This is a genomic window from Burkholderia sp. 22PA0106 (genome assembly GCF_047497155.1).
Taxonomy (GTDB): Bacteria; Pseudomonadota; Gammaproteobacteria; order Burkholderiales; family Burkholderiaceae; genus Burkholderia.
In genome coordinates, this window is the sequence record NZ_CP163163.1 from 1,201,885 (window position 1) to 1,223,213 (window position 21,329).

The 21,329-nt window shown below is 69.7% G+C and carries 21 protein-coding genes; all 21 read left to right on the forward strand.

Annotated features, from left to right (window positions below; all coding sequences use genetic code 11):
- Positions 1-23 precede the first annotated feature (23 nt).
- The 21 genes from AB4850_RS20325 to AB4850_RS20425 all read left to right on the forward strand — a co-directional run bounded on the left by AB4850_RS20325 (position 24) and on the right by AB4850_RS20425 (position 21,315).
- Positions 24-842 (forward strand): molybdate ABC transporter permease subunit, encoded by an 819-nt coding sequence (locus AB4850_RS20325; RefSeq protein ID WP_414444791.1) that lies wholly within the window; start codon positions 24-26, stop codon positions 840-842.
- A 103-nt stretch (positions 843-945) separates the two neighbouring features.
- Positions 946-2,532, forward strand: coding sequence for a methyl-accepting chemotaxis protein (locus tag AB4850_RS20330; RefSeq protein ID WP_414444792.1), 1,587 nt, complete (start codon positions 946-948; stop codon positions 2,530-2,532).
- Between the two features lie 337 nt (positions 2,533-2,869).
- The gene (locus tag AB4850_RS20335) at positions 2,870-3,802 is read left to right on the forward strand and encodes a hypothetical protein (RefSeq protein ID WP_414444793.1); all 933 of its coding nucleotides are present in this window, start codon (positions 2,870-2,872) and stop codon (positions 3,800-3,802) included.
- A gap of 545 nt (positions 3,803-4,347) precedes the next feature.
- Complete coding sequence (locus tag AB4850_RS20340; protein ID WP_414445567.1) at positions 4,348-5,058, forward strand: beta-ketoacyl synthase chain length factor; 711 nt, start codon at positions 4,348-4,350, stop codon at positions 5,056-5,058.
- Positions 5,042-5,833 (forward strand): lysophospholipid acyltransferase family protein, encoded by a 792-nt coding sequence (locus AB4850_RS20345; protein ID WP_414444794.1) that lies wholly within the window; start codon positions 5,042-5,044, stop codon positions 5,831-5,833. Before AB4850_RS20340 ends, AB4850_RS20345 begins: the two co-directional genes overlap by 17 nt.
- On the forward strand, positions 5,808-6,107 hold the full coding sequence (locus AB4850_RS20350) for an acyl carrier protein (protein WP_414444795.1): 300 nt from the start codon (positions 5,808-5,810) through the stop codon (positions 6,105-6,107). Before AB4850_RS20345 ends, AB4850_RS20350 begins: the two co-directional genes overlap by 26 nt.
- Positions 6,108-6,110: 3 nt before the next feature.
- Complete coding sequence (locus AB4850_RS20355; protein WP_414444796.1) at positions 6,111-6,362, forward strand: acyl carrier protein; 252 nt, start codon at positions 6,111-6,113, stop codon at positions 6,360-6,362.
- Positions 6,359-6,994 carry a hypothetical protein gene (locus AB4850_RS20360; RefSeq protein ID WP_414444797.1) on the forward strand — a complete coding sequence of 212 codons (636 nt, stop codon included), beginning with the start codon at positions 6,359-6,361 and terminating at the stop codon, positions 6,992-6,994. The genes AB4850_RS20355 and AB4850_RS20360 overlap by 4 nt, the downstream gene beginning before the upstream one ends.
- A complete protein-coding gene (locus tag AB4850_RS20365; protein ID WP_414444798.1) occupies positions 6,991-8,745 on the forward strand; it encodes an AMP-binding protein in 1,755 nt (584 codons plus the stop codon). The genes AB4850_RS20360 and AB4850_RS20365 overlap by 4 nt, the downstream gene beginning before the upstream one ends.
- The gene (locus AB4850_RS20370; RefSeq protein WP_414444799.1) at positions 8,742-10,448 is read left to right on the forward strand and encodes a glycosyltransferase family 2 protein; all 1,707 of its coding nucleotides are present in this window, start codon (positions 8,742-8,744) and stop codon (positions 10,446-10,448) included. Before AB4850_RS20365 ends, AB4850_RS20370 begins: the two co-directional genes overlap by 4 nt.
- Complete coding sequence (locus AB4850_RS20375; RefSeq protein ID WP_414444800.1) at positions 10,435-12,006, forward strand: HAL/PAL/TAL family ammonia-lyase; 1,572 nt, start codon at positions 10,435-10,437, stop codon at positions 12,004-12,006. The genes AB4850_RS20370 and AB4850_RS20375 overlap by 14 nt, the downstream gene beginning before the upstream one ends.
- Entirely contained in the window at positions 12,003-12,431 is a 429-nt protein-coding gene (locus AB4850_RS20380) for an acyl-CoA thioesterase (RefSeq protein WP_414444801.1), read from the forward strand. The genes AB4850_RS20375 and AB4850_RS20380 overlap by 4 nt, the downstream gene beginning before the upstream one ends.
- Complete coding sequence (locus AB4850_RS20385; protein ID WP_414444802.1) at positions 12,422-13,096, forward strand: outer membrane lipoprotein carrier protein LolA; 675 nt, start codon at positions 12,422-12,424, stop codon at positions 13,094-13,096. Before AB4850_RS20380 ends, AB4850_RS20385 begins: the two co-directional genes overlap by 10 nt.
- Entirely contained in the window at positions 13,096-15,507 is a 2,412-nt protein-coding gene (locus AB4850_RS20390; protein WP_414444803.1) for an MMPL family transporter, read from the forward strand. Before AB4850_RS20385 ends, AB4850_RS20390 begins: the two co-directional genes overlap by 1 nt.
- Positions 15,504-16,706, forward strand: coding sequence for a beta-ketoacyl-[acyl-carrier-protein] synthase family protein (locus tag AB4850_RS20395; protein ID WP_414444804.1), 1,203 nt, complete (start codon positions 15,504-15,506; stop codon positions 16,704-16,706). Before AB4850_RS20390 ends, AB4850_RS20395 begins: the two co-directional genes overlap by 4 nt.
- A 1-nt stretch (position 16,707) precedes the next feature.
- On the forward strand, positions 16,708-17,205 hold the full coding sequence (locus AB4850_RS20400) for a beta-hydroxyacyl-ACP dehydratase (RefSeq protein ID WP_414444805.1): 498 nt from the start codon (positions 16,708-16,710) through the stop codon (positions 17,203-17,205).
- A complete protein-coding gene (locus tag AB4850_RS20405) occupies positions 17,202-17,927 on the forward strand; it encodes a 3-ketoacyl-ACP reductase FabG2 (protein ID WP_414444806.1) in 726 nt (241 codons plus the stop codon). The genes AB4850_RS20400 and AB4850_RS20405 overlap by 4 nt, the downstream gene beginning before the upstream one ends.
- The gene (locus AB4850_RS20410) at positions 17,927-19,159 is read left to right on the forward strand and encodes a beta-ketoacyl-ACP synthase (protein WP_414444807.1); all 1,233 of its coding nucleotides are present in this window, start codon (positions 17,927-17,929) and stop codon (positions 19,157-19,159) included. Before AB4850_RS20405 ends, AB4850_RS20410 begins: the two co-directional genes overlap by 1 nt.
- A complete protein-coding gene (locus AB4850_RS20415) occupies positions 19,156-20,403 on the forward strand; it encodes a beta-ketoacyl synthase N-terminal-like domain-containing protein (protein WP_414444808.1) in 1,248 nt (415 codons plus the stop codon). The genes AB4850_RS20410 and AB4850_RS20415 overlap by 4 nt, the downstream gene beginning before the upstream one ends.
- A gap of 39 nt (positions 20,404-20,442) precedes the next feature.
- Positions 20,443-20,868 carry a signal peptidase gene (locus tag AB4850_RS20420; protein ID WP_414444809.1) on the forward strand — a complete coding sequence of 142 codons (426 nt, stop codon included), beginning with the start codon at positions 20,443-20,445 and terminating at the stop codon, positions 20,866-20,868.
- Between the two features lie 12 nt (positions 20,869-20,880).
- Positions 20,881-21,315 carry an excinuclease ABC subunit A gene (locus tag AB4850_RS20425; protein ID WP_414444810.1) on the forward strand — a complete coding sequence of 145 codons (435 nt, stop codon included), beginning with the start codon at positions 20,881-20,883 and terminating at the stop codon, positions 21,313-21,315.
- Positions 21,316-21,329: the final 14 nt, after the last annotated feature.

Below are 21,329 nucleotides of genomic sequence, written 5' to 3' on the forward strand. Positions count from 1 at the left end.
GTCGCCTCGTCGGGCGCGTAGCGATGCCGGCTTGGGTCTCGGCGCGGCTGCCGCTGCGTTTGCCGTTGCGTCATCCCGCCGGCATGGCCTGGATCGGGTTCGTGCCGGCGCTCGCGTTGCTGATGCTGCCACTGCTGTCGCTGATGCACGACACGCGCTGGGGGCAACTGAGCGCGGCGTACGGCGATTGGCATGCGGTGGGCGTGTCGGCGGTGCTCAGTACCTGGGCGATGCTCGCGATCGTCGCGCTCGGGTTGCCGCTGGCGATCTGGCTGGCCCGCACGCGCTCGCGGCTGGGCGCCTGCGTCAACGTGCTGGTGCTGTATTCGCTGCTGATGCCGTCGCTGGCGATGGGGATCCTGCTGGTGTCGGCCTACGGACCGTATGGCACGGCGGGCCGCGCGCTCGGCGCGCTCGGGCTGTCGCTGAACAACAATGCCGGCTCGTTCATCGTCGCGCAGGTCTACGGCGGGCTCGCCTATTTCGTGATCGCGGCGCGCACCGCGTTCGAGAACGTGCCGGGCGTGCTGGAGGAGGCGTCGCAGGATCTCGGCGCGTCGCCCGCGCGCACCTTCCTGCGCATCACGCTGCCGCTCGCCGCGCGCGAGCTGACGACCGGCGCGCTCGTGACCTGGGTGCGGATCGTCGGCGAGTTCGGCATCGTCGCGGTGTTCTCGTATTTCCCGCAGGGCATCCCGGTCAAGCTCTATATCAATCTGCAGAACAGCGGAATCCAGTCCGTCTATGTGCTGACATGGATTCTGGTGGCCGTGATGCTGCCCGTGCCAGTGCTGGTGATGTCGCTGTTTCGCGGCGGGCGGCACGCGCGGACGCGCGGCTGACCCGCCGTTAGTTTTTTGCTATTGCCCTCATTGAGCGAAGGCATTTCGAGCGAATTCCATAGTGTGAGATTATCGGGTCCACATAAATAATAGTGAGGCGAAGATGTTGCTTCTTAAAGACATACGGGTAGGCACGCGGGTGGCAGCGGGATTCGGCGTGGTGTTGTTGATTCTGGTGGCGTTGACCGTCATCGGGATCTTTCGGGTCAACATGATCAACGCGAGTCTGGCGACCATCAACGACGTGAACAGCGTCAAGGAGACCTACGCGATCGCGTTTCGCGGCAGCGTCCACGACCGCGCCATCGCGCTGCGCGACGCGGTGCTGGTGCCGGCCGACGACGTGCCGCGCGTGGCCGCGCACATCGCCGCGCTGAACGAGGACTATCAACGGGCTGCCGCGCCGCTGACGGCGCAGGTGGCCGATCGCAAGCAGGCCTCCGACGACGAGCGCGCCATGTTCGCGCGAATCCGCCAGGACGAGGCGCGCGTGATGCCGCTGATCGCCACCGTGCTGCAGGCGCGCACCGGCGGCGACCAGGCCGGCGCGCAGGACACCGTGCTGAAGCAGGCCGGGCCGGCGTTCGTGCAGTGGCTCAACGACATCAATGCGTTCATCGACATGGAAGAGGCGCTGAACAAGGTGCAGGCCGAATCGGCGCGCCAGGTCGGCCGCACGTTCCAGTTGCTGATGCTGGTGCTGACCGGCGTGGCGATCGTGGTGGGCGCGCTGATCGCCTGGCTGATCAGCCGCGACATCACGCGCGCGCTCGGCGGCGAGCCGGACGAGGTGCGCCACCTCGCCAATGCGATCCGCGAGGGATCGCTGGTGCAGCAGGCCAACGTGAGCCCGGGCGACACCGACAGCATCCTGGCCACCATGGACCGCATGCGCGGCGCGTTGCGCGACGTGGTGGGCAACGTGCGCACGCATGCCGACGGCGTGCTCAGCGCGAGCCTGCAGATCGCGCAGGGCAACGAGGATCTGTCGACGCGCACCGAATCGCAATCGGCGTCGCTGGAGCAGACCACCGCCTCGATGGCGCAACTGACCGGCACCGTCAAGCAGAACTCCGCGAGCGCCAAGCAGGCCAGCGAGCTGGCCACCACCGCCGAGGACGTGGCGGCGCGCGGCAGCGAGAGCATGCGCGACGTGGTCAGCACCATGGACGACATTTCCACCGCGTCGGCCCGGATCGCCGACATCATCTCGGTGATCGAGGGCATTGCGTTCCAGACCAACATCCTGGCGCTGAACGCGGCCGTCGAGGCGGCGCGCGCCGGCCCGCAGGGCCGCGGCTTCGCCGTGGTCGCCACCGAGGTGCGTTCGCTCGCGCAGCGCGCGGCCACCGCCGCGAAGGAAATCAAGGCGCTGATCGAGGATTCGGTCAGCCGCGTGCGGCTCGGCTCGACCAAGGTGCAGGACGCCGGGCAGACGATGGAGGAAATTCTCGGCTCGGTGCGACGCGTGAACCTGATCATGAGCGAGATCGCCGCCGCCTCCGACGTGCAGAACGACGGCATCGAGCAGGTCGGCCGCGCGATCGCGCACATCGACGACGCCACCATCCAGAACGCCGCGCTGGTCGAGCAGGCGTCGGCCGCTGCGGCGGCGCTGCGCGAGCAGGCGCATGCGCTGCATGGGGCGGTGTCGGTGTTCCGGGTGGAGGATGGGCGGTTGGCGGCTTGATGCTCTTGCCGGGCCGGTCTGGTTCTCGGCCCGGTTCGGCTCTTTTTGGCTCGGTGACGGCATGCGGATGCCGCCCGGGCCGGCAATTCCCGCGTCCTGGCCGCTCGGCCTCGCGCTTCGGTGGCGCCCCTTCCGCCCCCGCCATCTCCATGACATCCCCACCCGCCACACTGCATCTTTGCTGCGGCGCGGCTAAACTCACCGCATTGAAGCTGGCCGACGCTGCTTGAACGCGTTCGATGCCATGTTGCAATGCGGCGGATTCCTGTCATTCCGCTTGCGGTTCCCGACGTATTCGCCCCCGGCAGTCCTGTCCGTCCCAATGGAGGAAGTCATCGTGGATGCAAAGAGAAACGGCACGCTGTACGTTCTGCAAACCCGCCCGCCCGCGATCATCGCGCTGTCGTCCGACGGCTCGCACGAAGCGGTCGTCACGAACCTGACGTTCACGCCCGACGGCATCAAGGTCGATGCCGAGAACGGCGTCATCTACTGGTCCAACATGGGCAGCGGCGTTCACCTGATCGATTCCGATCCGGCGGCCGGCGCGGTGCCCCCCAACGACGGCACGATCGAGCGCGCGAATCTCGACGGCAGCGATCACCGCGTGCTGGTGGCGTCCGGCCTGGCCGGCACGCCGAAGGAACTCGCGCTCGACATCGAAGGCGGCCTGATCTACTGGTGCGACCGCGAAGGCATGCGCGTGATGCGCGCGCGGCTCGACGGCTCGGACGTCACGGTGCTCGTCAAGACGGGCGAGTTCCCGGCCGACACCGCCGACGCCATCCGCCACTGCGTGGGCATCGCGCTCGACAAGCCGAACGGCCATCTGTACTGGACGCAGAAGGGCGCACCCGACGCCGGCGAAGGCCGGATCTTCCGCGCCGGCCTCGACCTGCCGGCCGGCGCCTCGCCGGCGGCCCGCCCCGATGTCGTGTGCCTGCTCGACAAGCTGCCCGAGCCGATCGATCTCGACATCGATACGCAGGAAAACGTGCTGTACTGGACCGACCGCGGCGACGACGCGCACGACGGCAATACGCTGAACCGCGCGCACGTCATGCCCGACGGGCTGGTCAATCACGAAGTGCTGGCGCACGGGCTGAAGGAAGGCATCGGGCTGTCGCTCGACGAGCCGGGCCGCCGCGCATTCGTGACGGACCTCGGCGGCAACGTGCTCGAATTCGATATCGACACGACCGAGAAGAATCACTTCACGTCGATCGCGCATCTCGGGCCGTTGACCGGGATCGATTACGTCGACGGCTGAACGGTAGGGTTTTGAAGCGCGACGGCGGCCGACGCCGTCGCGCAAACGCTTGCGATCCGAATACCGTCCCGGTGTTTTCTGGATCCGACATGGGCGCAATGCGATCGCCTCGCATGCTATCTAAAAAATATCGGCCGACCTTATCAATACATTAAAGAACGTCGTCCTTACGCCGATATTCTCCTGGCAAGAACAGAAATTTCTGATTTGCAATACGCGCGGGTTGCGGATGATTGCGTTGCCGTGAGCATCTGTTAGAATCCGCGCCGCACGCGGGAGTCGTGCTGCAAGTATTCTGGAGTGTTAATCGTTCTCATCGGGCCTCGAGATCCGGGAAACGATGTTGCCGATTCGCTGGGAACGCGCCTGGGTGGCCGGAAAACCGGCACGGCATGCGTTTCGCTCGGCGCTCGGCAACGAGCGTTCGGGAATGCTTGGCTTGCAAAGCTGTCATGCAAACAGCGGAAAAACGCGTCAAAGCGTTTCCGAAAAAGGTTTGCAGCAGCACCAAAGACGTTTTGATAAAAATTTTAAAGAGTGCAAAAGTGGCCGATTTGCATTGGACCATGCCGATCACCCGATGGGCGTCGATTTCCGCATCCGATAACGTGGATGTGCGATTCATTGAACCGATGATGCGGCGGCGCCTCAGCGGCCTGTCGCGGCTCGCCTTGCAGGCCGCCGACAACTGCGCAGGCGATCGTGCGGCGCTGCGCATGGTGTTCGCATCGCGCCATGGCGAACTGACCCGCACCACCGCGCTGCTCGACGCCATCGCGAGCGGCGAGCCGGTGTCGCCCACCGCGTTCGGCCTGTCGGTGCTCAATGCCGCGAGCGGCATGTTCGGCATCGTGCGCCGCGACCGCTCGGCCGCCACGGCGCTCTCCTCAGGTAATGAAACGCTCGGCTACGCGCTGCTCGAAGCGCATGCGCAAGCCGAGTCCGGGCCGGCTTGCGCGCCGCCCGTGCTGCTCGTCTACGCCGACGAACCGGCCAACGACCTCAACGATCTCTACGCCGCCCACGACGATATCGCCGACAGCGAAGCGCTGGCGATCCTCATCGACGGCACCGACGCACGCGGCGATCTGCACTGCGAAATGACCGCAGGCGACGGCACCGATGCCGGCGCGGCCGGCGCTGCCTGCGCGACCCAGAGCGCGGCGCTGCGGCACTGCCTGAACGGGCAAGGCGCCGCGATCTGGCGTGGTCGGGATGCGACCTGGCGATGGAGCTGGCATGATCGCGCGGCCTGAGTACGGCTGGCGGCTGTTCGCGACGGGGTTCTGCCTGGCGTTGTTCACGTTGTGCGGCTCGCTGTTCTCGCTGACCGTGATGCTGGTGGGCACGCTGTGGCCGCATCGCGATTCGCGTCGGCGCGCGGTGACGTTCATCATCCATCACTTCTTCCGGGTGCTGGTGGCCGTGCTGCAGGCGATCGGCGTGATGCGGCTCGAGGTGACGGGCGCGGCCCGGCTGCGCGCGGGGCACGCGTCGATCATCGTCGCCAATCATCCGACCTGGCTCGACGTGATGGTGCTGCTGTCGCTGACGCCGAAGGCGTGCTGCGTCGTCAAGCGCGGCCATTGGGGCAACCCGTGCTTCTGGGGCATCGTGCGGGCGGCCGAATACGTCAGCAACGCCGACGCGCTCGAACTCGTCGAAGCCGGCGCCCGCCATCTCGCGGCCGGCTACACCATGATCATCTTTCCGGAAGGCACGCGCAGCCCGGGCGGCGACCGCCTGCACGCGTTCTCGCGCGGCTTCGCCCACATGGCGCTGCAATCGCGCAGCCCGATCCAGCCGGTGCTCATCGATTGCGATCCGCCGGTCTTCACCAAGGCGCGGCGCTGGTATCACGTGCCGCCGCGCGCATTCCGGATGCGCATCCACGCGCTCGATCCGATCGACGCCGACCGCTTGCATGGTGCCGCCGCGACGCCGCTCGCGGCGCGCGAGATCGCGCGTTCCGTCGAGTCGCACATCACCCTGAATCTGATCGAACATGGATACTTTAAAGCTGCAAGTTAAGCGCTTGCTGATCGACTTGCTCGATCTGCAAGACATGACCGTGGACGATATCGGCGATGACGTGCCGCTGTTCACCACCGACGGCATCGGCCTCGACTCGGTCGACGCGCTCGAAGTCGGCATCATGCTGCGCAAACAATTCAATCTGACGATCGCCGCCAACGACGCGTCGACGCGCGAGCACTTTCGCTCGGTCAACACGCTGGTCGCGTTGATCGAGGCTCAGCAGGCGCCGCGCGAGGCGGCCGACATCGTCATGGCCAACGGGGAATGATTCGTGACCGACGCAGAAATCCTTGAGCGCATCCGCGCCATCTTCAACGAGAACTTCGGCATCGATCCGGCCGGCGTGCAACCCGAAACGCATCTGTTCGAGGAACTCGACCTGGACAGCATCGATGCGGTCGACCTCGCCATCAAGCTGCAGGAAATGACCGGGCAGCGCATCAAGCCGGAGGAGTTCAAATCGGTGCGCACGGTGGGCGACGTGATCGCCGCCGTGCACACGCTGCTCGCGCGCGCACGATGAGCGTGAGCGCGCCGGAGCACACGGCGGTGCCGGATCGGCCCGGCCTGCGCGGCATCGCCGTGCGGGCGGCGCTGGCGCTCGGCTATCCGCTCACCATGCTGCTCGCCTGGCGAGGCGTGTCGCCGCGCTATCTGGGCTGCCTGCTGATCGTGATGCTGTGGCTGCGCTGCGGCGGCGACCGCACCTCGGCGGCCGCGGCGCTGAAACGGCTCACGCGGCTCGACTGGTGCGTGGCCGTGATGCTGGGCGCGTTGTCGGTGGCGATCGCGGCGGCCGACAGCGAGTTGCTGCTGCATCTGTATCCGGCCTTCGTCAGCGCGGGCCTGCTGGCGGCGTTCGGCGCGACGCTCGTGAACGGGCCGTCGATGATCGAGCGGTTCGCGCGCCTGCGCTTCCCGAACCCGGGGCCGCACATCGTGCGCTACACGCGCCGCGTCACGCAGGTGTGGTGCGCGTTCTTCCTGCTGAACGGACTGTTTTCCGTATATACCGCGCTGTACTGGAGCCGGGCCACGTGGTCGCTCTATAACGGCGCGATCGTCTATGTGCTGATCGGCGCGCTGCTGGCCGGCGAGTGGCTCTGGCGGCAGAGGGTCGTGATGCCGCGCCATGCGCGAGGCGGCGCGGCATGATCGCATTGCACCAACTGTTGCAGGGCGAGGCGGATCTCGCCACGGTGGTCTGTCGCGACGGCGACGCGGCGCTGACGCTGGCGCAGTTTCGCGCCCGCGTCGCGGCGATCGCGCGTGCGCTTGCGGCCGGCGAGCCCGGTAAGGCTGGTGACGCCGGTGACGCAAGCGAGCCCCGTGATGCCGGCGATGCCGCGCGCCGCGTCGCGATCTGCACGGAAGATCCCTACGATTTCGCCTGCGCGCTGTTCGCCGCGATGGCGCTCGGCGGTGAGGCGGTGATTCCCGCCAGCGCGGCGCCGGGCTATCTCGACGCCCTGAAGCCGGCCTACGACGTGCTGCTCGATGCGGCGTGGCTGGCCGCGCTCGACGACGTAACGGGGGCCGTGCCCTCGATGACGATCGCCGCCGATGCCGCGATCACGCTCTACACCTCGGGCAGCAGCGGCACGGCCAAGCCGGTGCACAAGACGCTGGCCCAGTTCGATGCCGAGGTGCGCACGCTGCAAGGCGAGTGGGGCGCGCAGATCGGTGGCGCGGTGACGCTGTCGAGCGTGCCGCATCACCATATCTACGGCTTGCTGTTCCGCATTCTGTGGCCGCTCGCGGCCGGCCGCGCCTTCGATCGCGCGCTGTCGTTGGAGCCGGCGAACTGGCGCGCGCGAACCGCGGCGTGCGGCGCCACGGTGGTGGTGTCCACGCCGTCGCAGCTTGCCCGCTGGCCGCAACTGCCGGGGTTCGCCGTGCCGGATGCGGCCGGCGCGCCCGCCACGCAACCGCTGCGGTTCTTCTCGTCGGGCGGCCCACTGTCTCCGGACACGGCGCAGGCCTATGCGTTCGCGTTCGACGCGGCGCCGCTCGAAATCTTCGGCAGCACCGAAACCGGCGGCATCGCCTGGCGGCGTCAGGACCGCTCCGCGAGCTGGCAGCCGCTGACGGGCATCGCGGTGCGTCGCGACGACGATGGCGCACTGAGCCTGCGCTCGGCGCACTTGGGCCATGACGACTGGTATCGCACCGACGATTCGATCCGCCTCGACGCGGACGGCCGTTTCGCGCTGACCGGGCGGCTGGACCGCGTCGTCAAGCTCGACGGCAAGCGCGTCTCGCTGCCCGAACTCGAGGCGCGCATCGTGGCGCACCGGTTCGTCGCGCAGGCGGCCGCCACGCGCGTGGATGGCGCGTCACGCGAGCGGATCGGCGTGGTGGCGGTGTTGAGCGACGCCGGCCAGGCGGCGCTGCGCGAACAGGGGCGCCTGGCCGTGGCGGCCGCCTTGCGTCATGACCTCGGCGCCTACTTCGATCCCGTCGCGCTGCCGCGCCACTGGCGTTTCCGCTTGGCGATGCCGTTCGACGCGCGTGGCAAGCTGCCGGCCGCGGCGCTTGCCGCCGCGTTCGCCCCCGCGCCGGAAGGCTATGAGCGGCTGGCCGAATGGCGCGACGCGCAGGGCTGGCATGCCGAACTGCGCGTGCCGCCGACGCTTGCGCATTTCGCCGGGCATTTCCCCGGTTGCCCGATCCTGCCGGGCGTCGTGCAGATCGATTGGGCGGTGCGCATCGCACGCGGCGAGATCGTGGCGTTCGATGCCGTGCAGGCGATCGATCATCTGAAATTCAAGGCGCCGGTGCTGCCCGGCGCCGTGCTGGTGCTGAGCCTCGCGCACGACGCCGAACGCGGCCGCGTGCGCTTCGCGTTCCGGCGCGGCGAGCGCGATTGCACGTCCGGCACGATCGTCTACGCGGAGACGCCATGACGCCCGCGATCTGCATCGTGATCCCGATCTACAACCACGGCGCGGCCATCGGCGGCACGCTGGCGCGGCTCGCCGTACACCATCTGCCGATGATCGTGGTGGACGACGGCAGCGATCCCCCGACGCAAACCACGTTGAACGCACTGGCGGAGCAGTACGCCGGGCGCATGACGCTGCTGCGGCTGCCGGTCAACGGCGGCAAGGGCGCGGCGGTGATGGCCGGGCTGCGCGCGGCGCGGGCGGCCGGCTACACACATGCGATCCAGATCGACGCCGACGGCCAGCACGACGCGGCCGACGTGCCGGCGTTCGTCGCGGCGGCGCGGGCCGAGCCCGACGCCGTGGTGCTGGGCCGCCCGCGCTTCGACGCCAGCGTGCCGAAGGCGCGGCTGTACGGCCGTTACCTGACGCACGTGTGGGTCTGGATCGAGACGCTGTCGCTCGACATCCCCGATTCGATGTGCGGCTTTCGCCTGTATCCGCTCGACGCGGCGTGCCGGCTGATCGACGCCGTGAACCTGCCGACGCGCATGTGCTTCGACAGCGAGATCCTGGTGCGGCTGCACTGGCGCGGGCTGCCGTTCCGCACCATCGATACACGCGTGGTCTACCCCGAGAACGGCGTGTCGCACTTCGACATGTTCTGGGACAACGTACGGATCAGCACGAGCCACACGCGGCTGGTGGCCGGCATGCTGCCGCGCGCGCCGTGGCTGCTGGCGCGGCGGCTGGCCGGTCCGCGCGGCGCGGCGGCGGGCAAGCGCTCGTGGTGGCGCACGCCCGAGCGCGGCAGCCGGCTCGGCATGGCGCTGCTCGCGCTCAGTTGCCGCTGGCTCGGCACGCGGTTCACCGCGATGTGGCTGTATCCGATCGTCGCGTACTTCGTGCTGACCAACCGCGCGGCGCGGCTGGCCTCGCAGGGCTATTTCCGGCGTCTCGAAACGGTGGAGGCCGGCGGCACGTCGCCCGCGCCGGGCTGGCGCAGCAGCTATCGGCACATGCTGAGCTTCGCGCAGTCGGGCTTCGACAAGTTCGTCGCGTGGTCGGGCGGGGCCGGCAGCCTGCGCGTGCGCTTCGACGACACCGACGCGTTCGACGCCTGGGCCGCCAGTGGGCGCGGCGCGCTGGTGATCGGCGCGCACCTCGGCAACCTTGAAATGACGCGCGCGCTGGCGCGGCGCGACGTGAAGGCGAAGGTCACGGCGATCGTCTATACCGAGCACGCGAAGCGCTTCAACAGCGTGCTGGCCAATGCCAACCCGAACTTCAGCGAGCATCTGGTCGAGGTGTCCGACTTCGGCCCCGACACGGCGATCATGATGCAGTCCCGCATCGATGCCGGCGAATTGCTGGTGATCGTCGGCGACCGCGTGCCGCCGCGCGATGGCGGGAAAACCGTCGAGGCCCGCTTCCTCGATGCCGACGCCTCGTTCGCGCAAGGGCCCTACGTGCTGGCGCACGCGCTCGGCTGCCCCGTCTATCTGTTCTTCTGCCTGAAGGAAGGCGCCGACTACCGGCTTTATTTCGAGCCGTTCGCCGAGCGCATCGCGCTGCCGCGCCGCGAGCGCGCCGCGCACGTGGCGCATTGGGCGCAGCGCTACGCGGCGCGGCTCGAACACTACTGCCGCAAGGCGCCTTACCAATGGTTCAACTTCTTCGACTTCTGGGCGCGGCCCGATGGAGAGCCTCGTGGCCGAACATGACCTGAACGTACCCGCTCGCGCCACGGCGCTGCCCGCCGTCGAAATTGGCGGGCGGCACCTGTCGATCGAGGACGTGGTGGCGATTTCACGCGGCGCGCCGGTGGCGCTGTGCGAGCGCGCCGACTGGCGCGCGCGCATCGAGCGCGGCGCGGCATGGCTGCGCGAGTATCTGGCCGGCGGAGGCACCATCTACGGCGTGACGACCGGCTATGGCGACGCCTGCGTGGTGGAGGTGCCGCCCGCGCTGGTCGAGGCGCTGCCGTTGCAACTGACGCGGTATCACGGTTGCGGCATGGGCGCCTGGTTCGACGATGCGCAAACGCTCGCGATCGTCGCCGCGCGGCTCACGTCGCTGGCCTACGGCTATTCGGGCGTGCGCCTGCTGCTGCTCGAACGGCTGGCCGATCTCGTCAATCACCGCGTCCTGCCGCGCATTCCGTCCGAGGGCTCGGTCGGCGCGAGCGGCGACCTGACGCCGCTGTCCTATGTGGCCGCCGCGCTGGCCGGCGAGCGCACGGTGCGCTTCGACGGCAGCGAGCAGGCGGCCGACGCCGTCTGGCATGCGCTGGGCCGCGCGCCGCTTGCGTTGGCGCCGAAGGAAGGCCTCGCGCTGATGAACGGCACGGCCGTGATGACCGGCCTGGCCTGCCTCGCGTTCGCCCGCGCCGATTACCTGACGCGCCTCGTCTCGCGCCTGACGGCGCTGACCACGGTGGCGCTCGACGGCCGCGCCGAGCATTTCGACGCGATGCTGTTCGAGGCCAAGCCGCACGCGGGGCAGGCCGAGGCGGCCCGCTGGATTCGCGACGATCTGGCCGGCCGCGAGGCTTCGGCCGAGCGCCGTCTGCAGGATCGCTATTCGGTGCGCTGCGCACCGCACGTGATCGGCGTGACGCGCGACGCACTGAGCTGGATGCGCCGCGACATCGAGAACGAGCTGAACAGCGCCAACGACAATCCGCTGATCGATCCCGACGCCGGGCGCGTGCTGCACGGTGGCAACTTCTACGGCGGCCATATCGCGTTCGCGATGGATGCGCTGAAGACGGCCGTGGCCAATCTCGCCGACCTGATGGATCGTCAGCTCGCGTTGCTGGTCGACGAGAAATTCAGCAACGGCCTGCCGCGCAACCTGACGGGCGCGACGCCGGCCCGCGCGCCGATCAATCACGGCTTCAAGGCCGTGCAGATCTCCAGTTCGGCGTGGACGGCCGAGGCGCTCAAGCAGACGATGCCGGCCAGCGTGTTCTCGCGCTCGACCGAATCGCACAACCAGGACAAGGTCAGCATGGGCACGATCGCCGCGCGCGATTGCCTGCGCGTGCTCGAACTGACCGAACAGGTGGCCGCCGCGCACACGCTGGCGACCGTGCAGGCGGTGCGCCTGCGTCAGCGGATGGCCCCGCAAGCGACATTGCCGGCCGCGTTGCAGGCGTTCGTCGCCGAGATCGATCGCGGCTCGCCGCTGGTCGAGGAAGACCGGCCGCTCGAACACGAACTGCGCGCGCTGACGGCGCGCCTGGCCGGCTGCGAGCCGATCGGCGCGGAGGCGGCATGAGCGAAGCCCGGCCGGCGATTCGCGCGGCAGCGCCCGTGGAGGTGCCGTTCCATGACGTCGATGCGATGAACGTCTGCTGGCACGGTCACTACCTCAAGTATTTCGAGAGCGGCCGCGCGGCGCTGCTGCGGGCGATCGACTACGACTATCCGGCGATGCAGGCCTCGGGCTACGTGTGGCCGGTGGTCGAGGTGCATCTGAAATACGTGCGGCCGGCCGTCTACGGCCAGCGGCTCGAAGTGCGCGCGACGCTGCTCGAGTTCGAGAACCGCCTGAAGATCGGCTATGAAGTGATCGATGTGGCGAGCGGCCAGCGTCTGACCAAGGGCTACACGGTCCAGCTTGCCGTTGCGGCGGCCACCCAGGAAACCCAGTTCGTTTCGCCGCTGGCGCTGGTTGCCCGCGTGGAGGCGCAATGGGCTTGAGCCGCTTGCATCGTTTCGCGGCGCGGGTCATGGGCGCAGGCTGCGCGGCCGTGATCGTCGCCGCGTCGATTGCGAACGCCGCGCAGGCGGCCGAGACGGCGTCCGCATCCGCATCGGCCGCGCTTGTCAGCACCGTCACGCAGCAGTTGGCGCGCGCCGGCACGATCCGTTCGCACTTCACGCAAACCCAGACGCTCGCCGCGATGAACCGGCCGCTGGTCAGCACCGGATCGATGCTGATCGATCGCACGCTGGGCATCGTGTGGCGCATCGAGACGCCTTACCGCGCGACCTATGCGATCACCGATACCGGCGTGCGCGAGATCGACACGAGCGGGCAGGCCGTGCCGGCGAGTGGCGGCGGGCGCGGCGTGGCGCAGGTGTCGCAGATGATGCGCGGCATGCTGTCCGGCGACCTGTCGGCGCTGTATTCCCAGTTCGAGGTGGAGGCGAGCGGCACGCCCGCGCGCTGGCGCATGACATTGCGGCCGAACCAGCCGCAGGTCCGGCAGGTGCTCGGCGTGTTGCAGATGAGCGGCGGCGAATTCCTGGACACGCTCGTCATCGGCTATGCGAACGGCAACCGCACGACGCTCGAATTCAGCGGCACGTCGCGGGTTGCGGCGCCGTCCGGGCCTGAGCGCACCTGGCTGGAGGCGCGCTGATGAGCACGGCGGGCAAGACGCCGCGACGCGGCCGGTGGTGCGCCGCGTGGCTGCTGGTCGCGCTCGCGGCCGTGCTGTATTGCGCGTGGCGTTTCGTGGCCGGCCCGTCGCCGCTGCAAACGGATCTGCTGGCCTTGCTGCCGGCCAGCGAGTCGAATCCGGTGGCCGAGCAGGCGGTCGGCAAGCTCGGCCAGGCGCTGGGCGGCCGCGCCGTGTTCCTCGTGACCGATGCCGATGCGGCGCGCGCGAAGGCGGCCGCCAAGGCGTTCGGCGCGCAGCTTCGGGCCAGCGGCGCGTTCAGCGCGGTGACCGTCGACGTGCCGCCGTTCGACCCGGCGCGAATCGCCGCCACCTATCTGCCGGCGCGCTTCGGCCTGCTGACCGACGCGGACGCCGCGCAGATCGCGCAGGGCGACGCGGCGGCCCTGTCCGACGCGCTGGCCAGGCGCCTCTACGCCCCGCCCACCGACGCGTTGCCGACCTCGCTCGACGACGATCCGTTCGGCTGGCTCCAGCACTGGCTCGCCGCGTTGCCGCTCGGCGCCGGCCGGCTCGCGCTGGAAGACGGCATGCTGGTGTCGCATCGCGACGGCGCGACCAGCGTGCTGGTGATCGCGCCGGTTGCCGGCTCGCCCTACGAAACCAAGGTGCAGCAGGCCGTGCGGCAGGCGGTGGCCGCCGCCGAACGCGGGCTGGCCTCGGGCTATCCCGGCGTGCGCATCGCGCGCACCGGCGCGGTGTTCTACGCCGACCAGGCGCGCGCCAGCGCCGAGCGCGACGTGCATGTGATCGGCGCGGTCTCGCTGGCCGGCATCGCGCTGCTGCTGCTCGGCGTGTTCCGCTCGCCGCGCCTGCTCGTGCTCGCGTTCGCGTCGACGGCGTTCGGCATCGTCTGCGCGCTGGCCGTCACGATCCTGCTGTTCGGCAAGCTGCACTTGTTGACGCTGGTGTTCGGCGTGAGCCTGATCGGCGAGGCGGTCGATTATTCGATCCAGTATTTCGTCGTGTACCTGTCGAGCGGCGCGCAATGGCGGCCCTGGCGCGGCGCGGCGGCGGTGCGGCCCGCGCTGGCCGTGGCGCTGGCCACCAGCCTGCTCGGCTACGCGATCCTGATGTGGGTGCCGTTTCCGGTGCTGGCGCAGATCGCCTGCTTCGCGATGGTCGGCATCGTGGCCGCGTTCGCCGCTGTCACCGGTTTCCTGCCGCTGATGCTCGAGCGGCCCGCCCGCCGTTCGCCGGCACGTCTGTTCGCGCGCGTCGCGCGCATGCTGGCCGCCTGGCAGGCGCTGCTGGCCGGCCGCCGTGCAGGGTTCGCGGCCGGGCTGCTGGCGCTCGCGTGCGTGCCGGGCTGGCTCGGCCTGCGCAGCGACGACGACATCCATCTGCTGATCCAGCGCGATCCCGGCCTGGTGCGCCAGGAGCAGGCGGTGCGGGACGCGGTCGGCATGCCGGACACCTCGCAGTTCTTTCTGATCCAGGGCCGCACGCCCGACGAGGTGCTGCGCCGCGCCGAAGCCTTGACGGCCGAGGTCGGCAAGCGCGATGGCGGGGCGGGCGGCCTGCTGTCGATCGCGGCGTTCGTGCCGTCGGCCGAGCGGCAGGCGCGCGATCGTGCGCTGCTGGCCTCGCGCGTGTTCGCCGATCCGGCCGCGCTGCGCGCGATGCTGCTGCGGGCGGGGTTCCGCGAGACGGTGGCGGATGCGTGGCTGGCGGCGTTCGCGCAAGCATCGACGGCGAATGCATCGGCCGCGCCGCTGTCGGTCGAGGCGTGGCTCGCCGCGAGCTGGTCGGCGCCGTTCCGGCATTTGTGGCTCGGCGCGGTCGATGGGCCGGCAGGCGGTTACGCCGCGCTGGCGATGCCGGCCCGGATCGATGCGGCCCGGCTCGGCGCGCTGGCCGCCAGTGCGCGCCGCGTGCCCGGCGTGACGTTCGTCGACAAGGCCGCCAGCGTGTCGCGCCTGTTCGGTGCGTATCGCGTCGACAGCGCGCTCTGGCTCGGCGGCGCACTGCTCGTGGTGGGCGCGCTGCTGGCCTGGCGCTACGGCGTGCGCGGCGGCGTCGCGACCACGCTGCCGGTGGCGTTCGCGATCGGCCTCACGCTCGCGGTGTTCGGCTATCTGCGCATTCCGCTCACGCTGTTCAACTGGCTCGCGCTGATGCTGGTGCTCGGCGTGGGCGCCAACTACGCGGTGTTCCTGCGCGAAGGTTGCCGACGCGAGGCGTCGGAGGCCGGCTCGGTCTGGACCGGCGTGCTGCTGTCGGCCGCCACCACGCTGCTGTCGTTCGGCATGCTCGGCGCGAGCGGCATGCCGGCGCTGCGCGCGTTCGGCGCCACGCTCGCGCTCGGCATCGTGTTTTCCGTCGTGTTCGCGCCGCTCGCCGTGCCGCGTCACCAGGAGGTCGGCTCGTGAAGCAGGCACCGGTTTATCTGCATGCGCTCGGCATGGTCAACGCGCTCGGCGCCGATGTCGAGGCGATCGTCGCGGCGCTGGCGAACGGCGCCGGCGCGGCGCTCGAGGCCCGGCCCGGCGTTGATGGCGCGGCAAGCTTCACCGGCCGCGTCGACACGCCGCTCGATCTCGCGCCGCCGCCCGCGCTGGTGCATTACGACTGCCGCAACAACCGCCTGCTGCTGGCCGCGCTGGCGCAGCTCGCGCCCGCCGTCGAGGCGGCCCGCGAGCGCTACGGCCCGGCCCGCATCGGCGTGCTGATCGGCACCAGCACCTCGGGCATCGAGGCGGCCGAACGCGCGTTCGCGCAGCGCGCCGCCGCGCCGGCCGCGCCGGCCGTCGCACCACTGCCGCCCGGCTTCGACTACCGGCAGATGGAAATCGGCACCGCCGCGCCGTTCGTCAAGGCCGCGCTGGGCCTGTCGGGGCCGGCCTACACGGTGTCCACCGCCTGCACGTCGAGCGCCAAGACGTTCGCCGCCGCGCGCCGCCTGTTGCGGCTCGGGATCTGCGACGCGGTGGTGGTGGGCGGCGCGGATTCCTGCTGCGAGCTGACCGCGCAGGGCTTCGCCTCGCTCGAATCGGTCAGCCCGGAACGCACCAACCCGATGAGCCGGCACCGTCGCGGCATCACGATCGGCGAAGGCGCGGCGGTGTTCGTGATGAGCCGCGAGGAAGGCGCGATCCGGCTGGCCGGGGTGGGCGAATCGAGCGATGCCCACCATATTTCCGCGCCCGATCCGCAGGGGCACGGCGCGCGTCTCGCGCTCGGCGAGGCGCTGGCCGATGCCGGCGTGAGCGCCGCGCAGCTCGGCTACGTGAACCTGCATGCCACGGCCACGCCGCACAACGACGCGATGGAAGCCCAGGTGATGGCGCAGGTCTTTCCCGACGGCGTGCCCGCCAGCGGTACCAAGCCGATGACCGGGCATCTGCTCGGCGCGGCGGGCGCGACCGAGCTGGCGTTCGCGTGGCTGACGCTGGCGCGCGGCATGGCGCTGCCGGTGCACGTGTGGGACGGCGAGGCCGATCCGGCGCTGCCACCGCTCGATCTGGTGCAGACGCCCCGGCGGCTCGGCGGCGAGGCGCGTGCTCGCTACGTAATGAGCAATTCGTTCGCATTCGGCGGCAGCAATGCCAGCCTGATCCTGGGGTGTTGAGATGGACGACGGTTTGACGCCGACAACGGCACACGAGGCGGTGCCGCTGCGCGACGTGCTCGACGTGCTGCCGCATCGCGGCACGATGCTGCTGCTCGACGCGATCGTCGCGTGCACGCACGAAGCAGTCGAAGCGCACGCCAGCGTGCGCGCCGATGCCTGGTATGCGGACGCCGACGGCGCGATGCCGGCCTGGATCGGCATCGAATTGATGGCGCAGGCGATTGCCGCGCACGTCGGCCTGCTGGCGATGCGCGACGGCGGCCGCGCGCGGCCCGGCGTGCTGCTTGGCACCAGCGGTTACCGCGCGCATCGCCCGGTGTTCGAGGCGAGCGCGACGCTGTCGGTCACCGCGCGCGAACTGTTGCGCAGCGAGGCCGGCCACGGCGCCTACGAATGCGCGATTCATCGGGACGGCGCGTGCTGTGCCGAAGCGGTCGTCAAGGTCTACCAGCCGGACGATTTTCAGACTTTCATCGAGGGGAGCATCCAATCATGACCCGGCGAGTTCTCGTGACCGGCTCGAGCCGCGGCATCGGCCGCGCCGTCGCGCTGCGTTTGGCCGAAGACGGCTTTGCCGTGACCGTGCATTGCCGCAGCGGCGTGGCCGAGGCGCAGGCCGTCGTCGATGCGATCAGGGCGCAGGGCGGCACGGCCGGCCTGCTGCAATTCGACGTGCGCGAGCGCGCCGCGTGCCGCACGCTGCTCGAAGCCGACGTGGCCGAGCACGGCGCCTACTACGGCATCGTGTGCAGCGCCGGCGTGACGCGCGACGGCGCGTTCCCGGCGCTGTCCGAGGAAGATTGGGACATCGTGCTCGAAACCGGCCTCGACAGCTTCTACAACGTCGTGCACCCGCTGACGATGCCGATGGTGCGCCTGCGCAAGGGCGGCCGCATCGTGACGGTGGCGTCGGTGTCGGGCGTGATGGGCAATCGCGGGCAGGTCAACTACAGCGCGGCGAAGGCCGGCCTGATCGGCGCGACCAAGGCGCTCGCCACCGAACTGGCCTCGCGCGGCGTGACGGTGAACTGCGTCGCGCCGGGCCTGATCGACACCGGCATGCTCGACGACCTGCCGCTCGAACAGGCGCTGAAGACGGTGCCGATGGGGCGGGTCGGCCGCCCCGAGGAAGTGGCGTCGGTGGTGGGCTTCCTGATGTCCGACAGCGCGTCGTACGTGACGCGTCAGGTGATCGGCATCAACGGCGGGATGATCTGATGAAGCGCGTGGTGATCACGGGCATGGGCGGCGTGACCGCCTTCGGCGAAACCTGGCCGGAGATCGAGGCCAGGCTGCGCGCGGGCCGCAACGCGGTGCGCCGCATGGCCGATTGGGATCGGTTCGAATCGCTGCATACTCGGCTGGCCTGCCCGCTGCCGGGGTTCGCGCCGCCCGCCCATTACCCGCGCAAGAAGACGCGCTCGATGGGGCCGGTGGCGATGTACGCGGTGCGCGCGAGCGAACTCGCGCTCGCCGACGCGGGCCTGGCCGATGATGCGTCGATCCGGGACGGGCGCATGGGCGTGGCCTATGGGTCGTCGTCGGGCTCGGTCGAGCCGATCCGCGCGTTCGGCGCGATGCTCGAAACCGGCTCGATGCGCGACGTCACGTCGAACAGCTACGTGCAGATGATGCCGCACACCACGGCCGTCAACGTCAGCCTGTTCTGGGATCTGAAGGGCCGCGTGATTCCGACCTCGTCGGCCTGCGCGTCGGGCAGCCAGGGGATCGGCTACGCCTACGAGGCGATCGCGTCGGGCAAGCAATTGCTGATGCTCGCGGGCGGCGCCGAGGAACTGTCGGGGCCTGCCGTGGCCGTGTTCGACACGCTGTACGCCACCAGCACGCGCAACGACACGCCCGAGCTGACGCCGCGCCCGTTCGACGTGGCGCGTGACGGCCTGGTGGTGGGCGAGGGCGCGGCGACGCTGGTGCTGGAGGAATACGAACACGCGCTCGCGCGCGGCGCGACGATTCACGCCGAGGTGGTGGGCTTCGGCTGCAATTCGGACGGCGCGCACATCACGCAGCCGACCGCTTCGACGATGGCGCTGGCCATGCGCATGGCGCTGCGCGACGCGCAACTCGATCCCGCCGCGATCGGCTATGTCAACGCGCACGGCACCTCGACCGAGCGCGGCGATCTCGCCGAAAGCGAGGCGACCCACGCCGTGTTCGGCGAACGCATGCCGATCAGTTCGCTCAAGAGCTATGTCGGCCATACGCTCGGCGCATGCGGCGCGCTCGAGGCGTGGTGGACCATCGAAATGATGAAGCGCAACTGGTACGCGCCGACGCTGAACCTGACGCAAGTCGATCCGGCCTGCGCGCCGCTCGACCATATCGTCGGCGAGGGCCGCGCGATCGATACGGAATACGTGGTCAGCAACAATTTCGCGTTCGGCGGCATCAACACGTCGCTGGTGTTCCGGCGGGCCGGCGCGCGATGACGGCCACGCAGCGCCCCGCCGCGTCGCGCGTGGTCGTCACGGGGCTCGGCATCGTGTCGTGCCTCGGCAATACGCTCGACGCGGTGGCGTCGGCCTTGCGCGATGGCCGTGGCGGGATCCGCCGCATCGATGCCTGGCGCGCGCGCGGCTTCCGCAGCCAGGTGGCCGGGGTGGCCGATACCGATGCCGAGCCGCCGTTCGCGCGCAAGCACGAGCGCTTCATGGGCGACACGGCGCGCTTTGCCGCGCACGCGGCGCGCAAGGCGATCGAGGATGCCGGGCTCGACCCGGCCAGGCTGGGTTCGCCGCGCGCGGGCGCGATCATCGGTTCGGGCATCGGTTCGATCGGCGCCTACGACGAGGCGATGGTGACGGCCGCCACACGCGGCCTCGATCGCACGCCGCCGTATGTGGTGCCCAAGGCGATGAGCAGCACGGCATCGGCCGGCGTCGCGCAGTTGTTCGGCATCGAGGGCGTGGCCTATACGCCGTCGTCGGCCTGCACGAGTTCGGCGCTGGCGATCGGCCAGGCCATGCAGTTGATTCGCGGCGGGCTGCAGGATGTCGTGCTGGCAGGCGGCAGCGAGGCGCTGCACGACAACATGACGTTGATGTTCGATGCGATGGGCGCGCTGTCGCGCGGCTTCAACGACACGCCCGGGCAGGCGTCGCAACCGTACGGCGTGGCGCGCGACGGCTTCGTGATCGGCTCGGGCGCGGGCATCGTGGTGCTCGAATCGCTCGAACACGCGCAGGCGCGCGGCGCGCGCATTCATGCGGAACTGAGCGGCTTCGGCCAATGCACCGATCACGGCGGCATGGCGACGCCTCGCGCGGCGGGCATCGCGCGTGCGATCCGCGCCGCGCTCGACGACGGCGGCGCGGCCTGCCTGCCCGACTACGTCAATACGCACGCACCATCGACGCCCTTGGGCGATATCGAGGAGCTGCATGCGCTGCGGGCGGTGTTCGGCGGCACGTTACCGCCGTTCTCGTCGACCAAGGCGCTGACCGGTCACCCGCTGGGCGCGAGCGGCGTTCACGAAACGATCTACACGCTGCTGATGATGCGCGACGGCTTCATGGCCGGCGCGGCCGTCGGCGGCGCGCTCGATCCGATGCTCGACGGCCTGCCGCTGGTGCGCGAGACGCGCGAGGCGCGGCTGGCACGTGCGCTGTCGGTGTCGTTCGGCTTCGGCGGCAGTTGCGCGAGCCTGCTGCTGGACGCCTGGCGCGAGGCATGAGATTTCCCTTCCCTTCAAAACAAACGAGAGAGCAACACGATGAAACCACGACTCCATCTGGCGGGCATCCTGATCGCGACGGCCGCGCTGTCGGGCTGCGGCACGGTCGTCCGTTCGCTGCCGCTGACGAACAATGCCACCGCCACCACGCCGGGAGGCGTGACGCTGTATTTCGGCGCGCAGGCGCATCCGGCCGTCAGAAGCCGGATCGGAAGGCGCAACGAATCGGCACGCCTCGCGCGCGGCACCGCCAACGAGCAGGATGTATGCGACAAGGCGCTCGACACGGCGCTCGGCAGCCTGCGCAATTACGCGGCCACGCACGGCGGCAACGCCGTCATCAATGTCACGACGCGCTTCCATGACAATCGTTCGGAATCCGATACGCAGTACATGTGCGGCGTCAGCGGTAGCGCCGGCGCGATTTCGGTGTCCGGCGACGTCGTCGTGCTCGACGCGCAATAAACGGAGCCGGCCATGAAACAACGCATGTTGATGGTCGCCGCCGTGGCGCTGCTGGGCGTGTCGCAGGCGCAGGCGCGCAACGACGTGGGTACGTATCCGATCGACGCGGCGCTGGCCACCGGCGCCGGCAGCGTCGGCACCGATGTCTCGCTGTATTTCGCCGGCCAGCCGCATCCGGCCATCGTCAAGGAGTACGGAGAATTCGACACCAACAAGAAGACCAACGCGTTCGGCAAATCGGATATCGACGCTTGCCGGCACGTGTTCCTGTCGGCCGTGATCGAGCTGCAGGCGCGTGCGCGCAAGGAGGGCGGCAACGCCGTCATCGATATCAAGAGCAACTACAAGAAACAGTTGGTCGCGAGCGCGACCGAGTTCACGTGCGGTGCGGGTGCGGTGGTGGCCGGGGTGGCGCTGACGGGGAACGTGGTGACGCTGAAGAAGTAAGGCGTTGACTGGCG

Coding starts and splice junctions, on each gene's coding strand:
- AB4850_RS20325 (WP_414444791.1), top strand. CDS start 24: ATGCCGGCTTGGGTCTCGGCGCGGCTGCCGCTGCGTTTGCCGTTGCGT.
- AB4850_RS20330 (WP_414444792.1), top strand. CDS start 946: ATGTTGCTTCTTAAAGACATACGGGTAGGCACGCGGGTGGCAGCGGGA.
- AB4850_RS20345 (WP_414444794.1), top strand. CDS start 5,042: ATGATCGCGCGGCCTGAGTACGGCTGGCGGCTGTTCGCGACGGGGTTC.
- AB4850_RS20350 (WP_414444795.1), top strand. CDS start 5,808: ATGGATACTTTAAAGCTGCAAGTTAAGCGCTTGCTGATCGACTTGCTC.
- AB4850_RS20360 (WP_414444797.1), top strand. CDS start 6,359: ATGAGCGTGAGCGCGCCGGAGCACACGGCGGTGCCGGATCGGCCCGGC.
- AB4850_RS20365 (WP_414444798.1), top strand. CDS start 6,991: ATGATCGCATTGCACCAACTGTTGCAGGGCGAGGCGGATCTCGCCACG.
- AB4850_RS20370 (WP_414444799.1), top strand. CDS start 8,742: ATGACGCCCGCGATCTGCATCGTGATCCCGATCTACAACCACGGCGCG.
- AB4850_RS20380 (WP_414444801.1), top strand. CDS start 12,003: ATGAGCGAAGCCCGGCCGGCGATTCGCGCGGCAGCGCCCGTGGAGGTG.
- AB4850_RS20385 (WP_414444802.1), top strand. CDS start 12,422: ATGGGCTTGAGCCGCTTGCATCGTTTCGCGGCGCGGGTCATGGGCGCA.
- AB4850_RS20390 (WP_414444803.1), top strand. CDS start 13,096: ATGAGCACGGCGGGCAAGACGCCGCGACGCGGCCGGTGGTGCGCCGCG.
- AB4850_RS20400 (WP_414444805.1), top strand. CDS start 16,708: ATGGACGACGGTTTGACGCCGACAACGGCACACGAGGCGGTGCCGCTG.
- AB4850_RS20405 (WP_414444806.1), top strand. CDS start 17,202: ATGACCCGGCGAGTTCTCGTGACCGGCTCGAGCCGCGGCATCGGCCGC.
- AB4850_RS20410 (WP_414444807.1), top strand. CDS start 17,927: ATGAAGCGCGTGGTGATCACGGGCATGGGCGGCGTGACCGCCTTCGGC.
- AB4850_RS20415 (WP_414444808.1), top strand. CDS start 19,156: ATGACGGCCACGCAGCGCCCCGCCGCGTCGCGCGTGGTCGTCACGGGG.
- AB4850_RS20420 (WP_414444809.1), top strand. CDS start 20,443: ATGAAACCACGACTCCATCTGGCGGGCATCCTGATCGCGACGGCCGCG.
- AB4850_RS20425 (WP_414444810.1), top strand. CDS start 20,881: ATGAAACAACGCATGTTGATGGTCGCCGCCGTGGCGCTGCTGGGCGTG.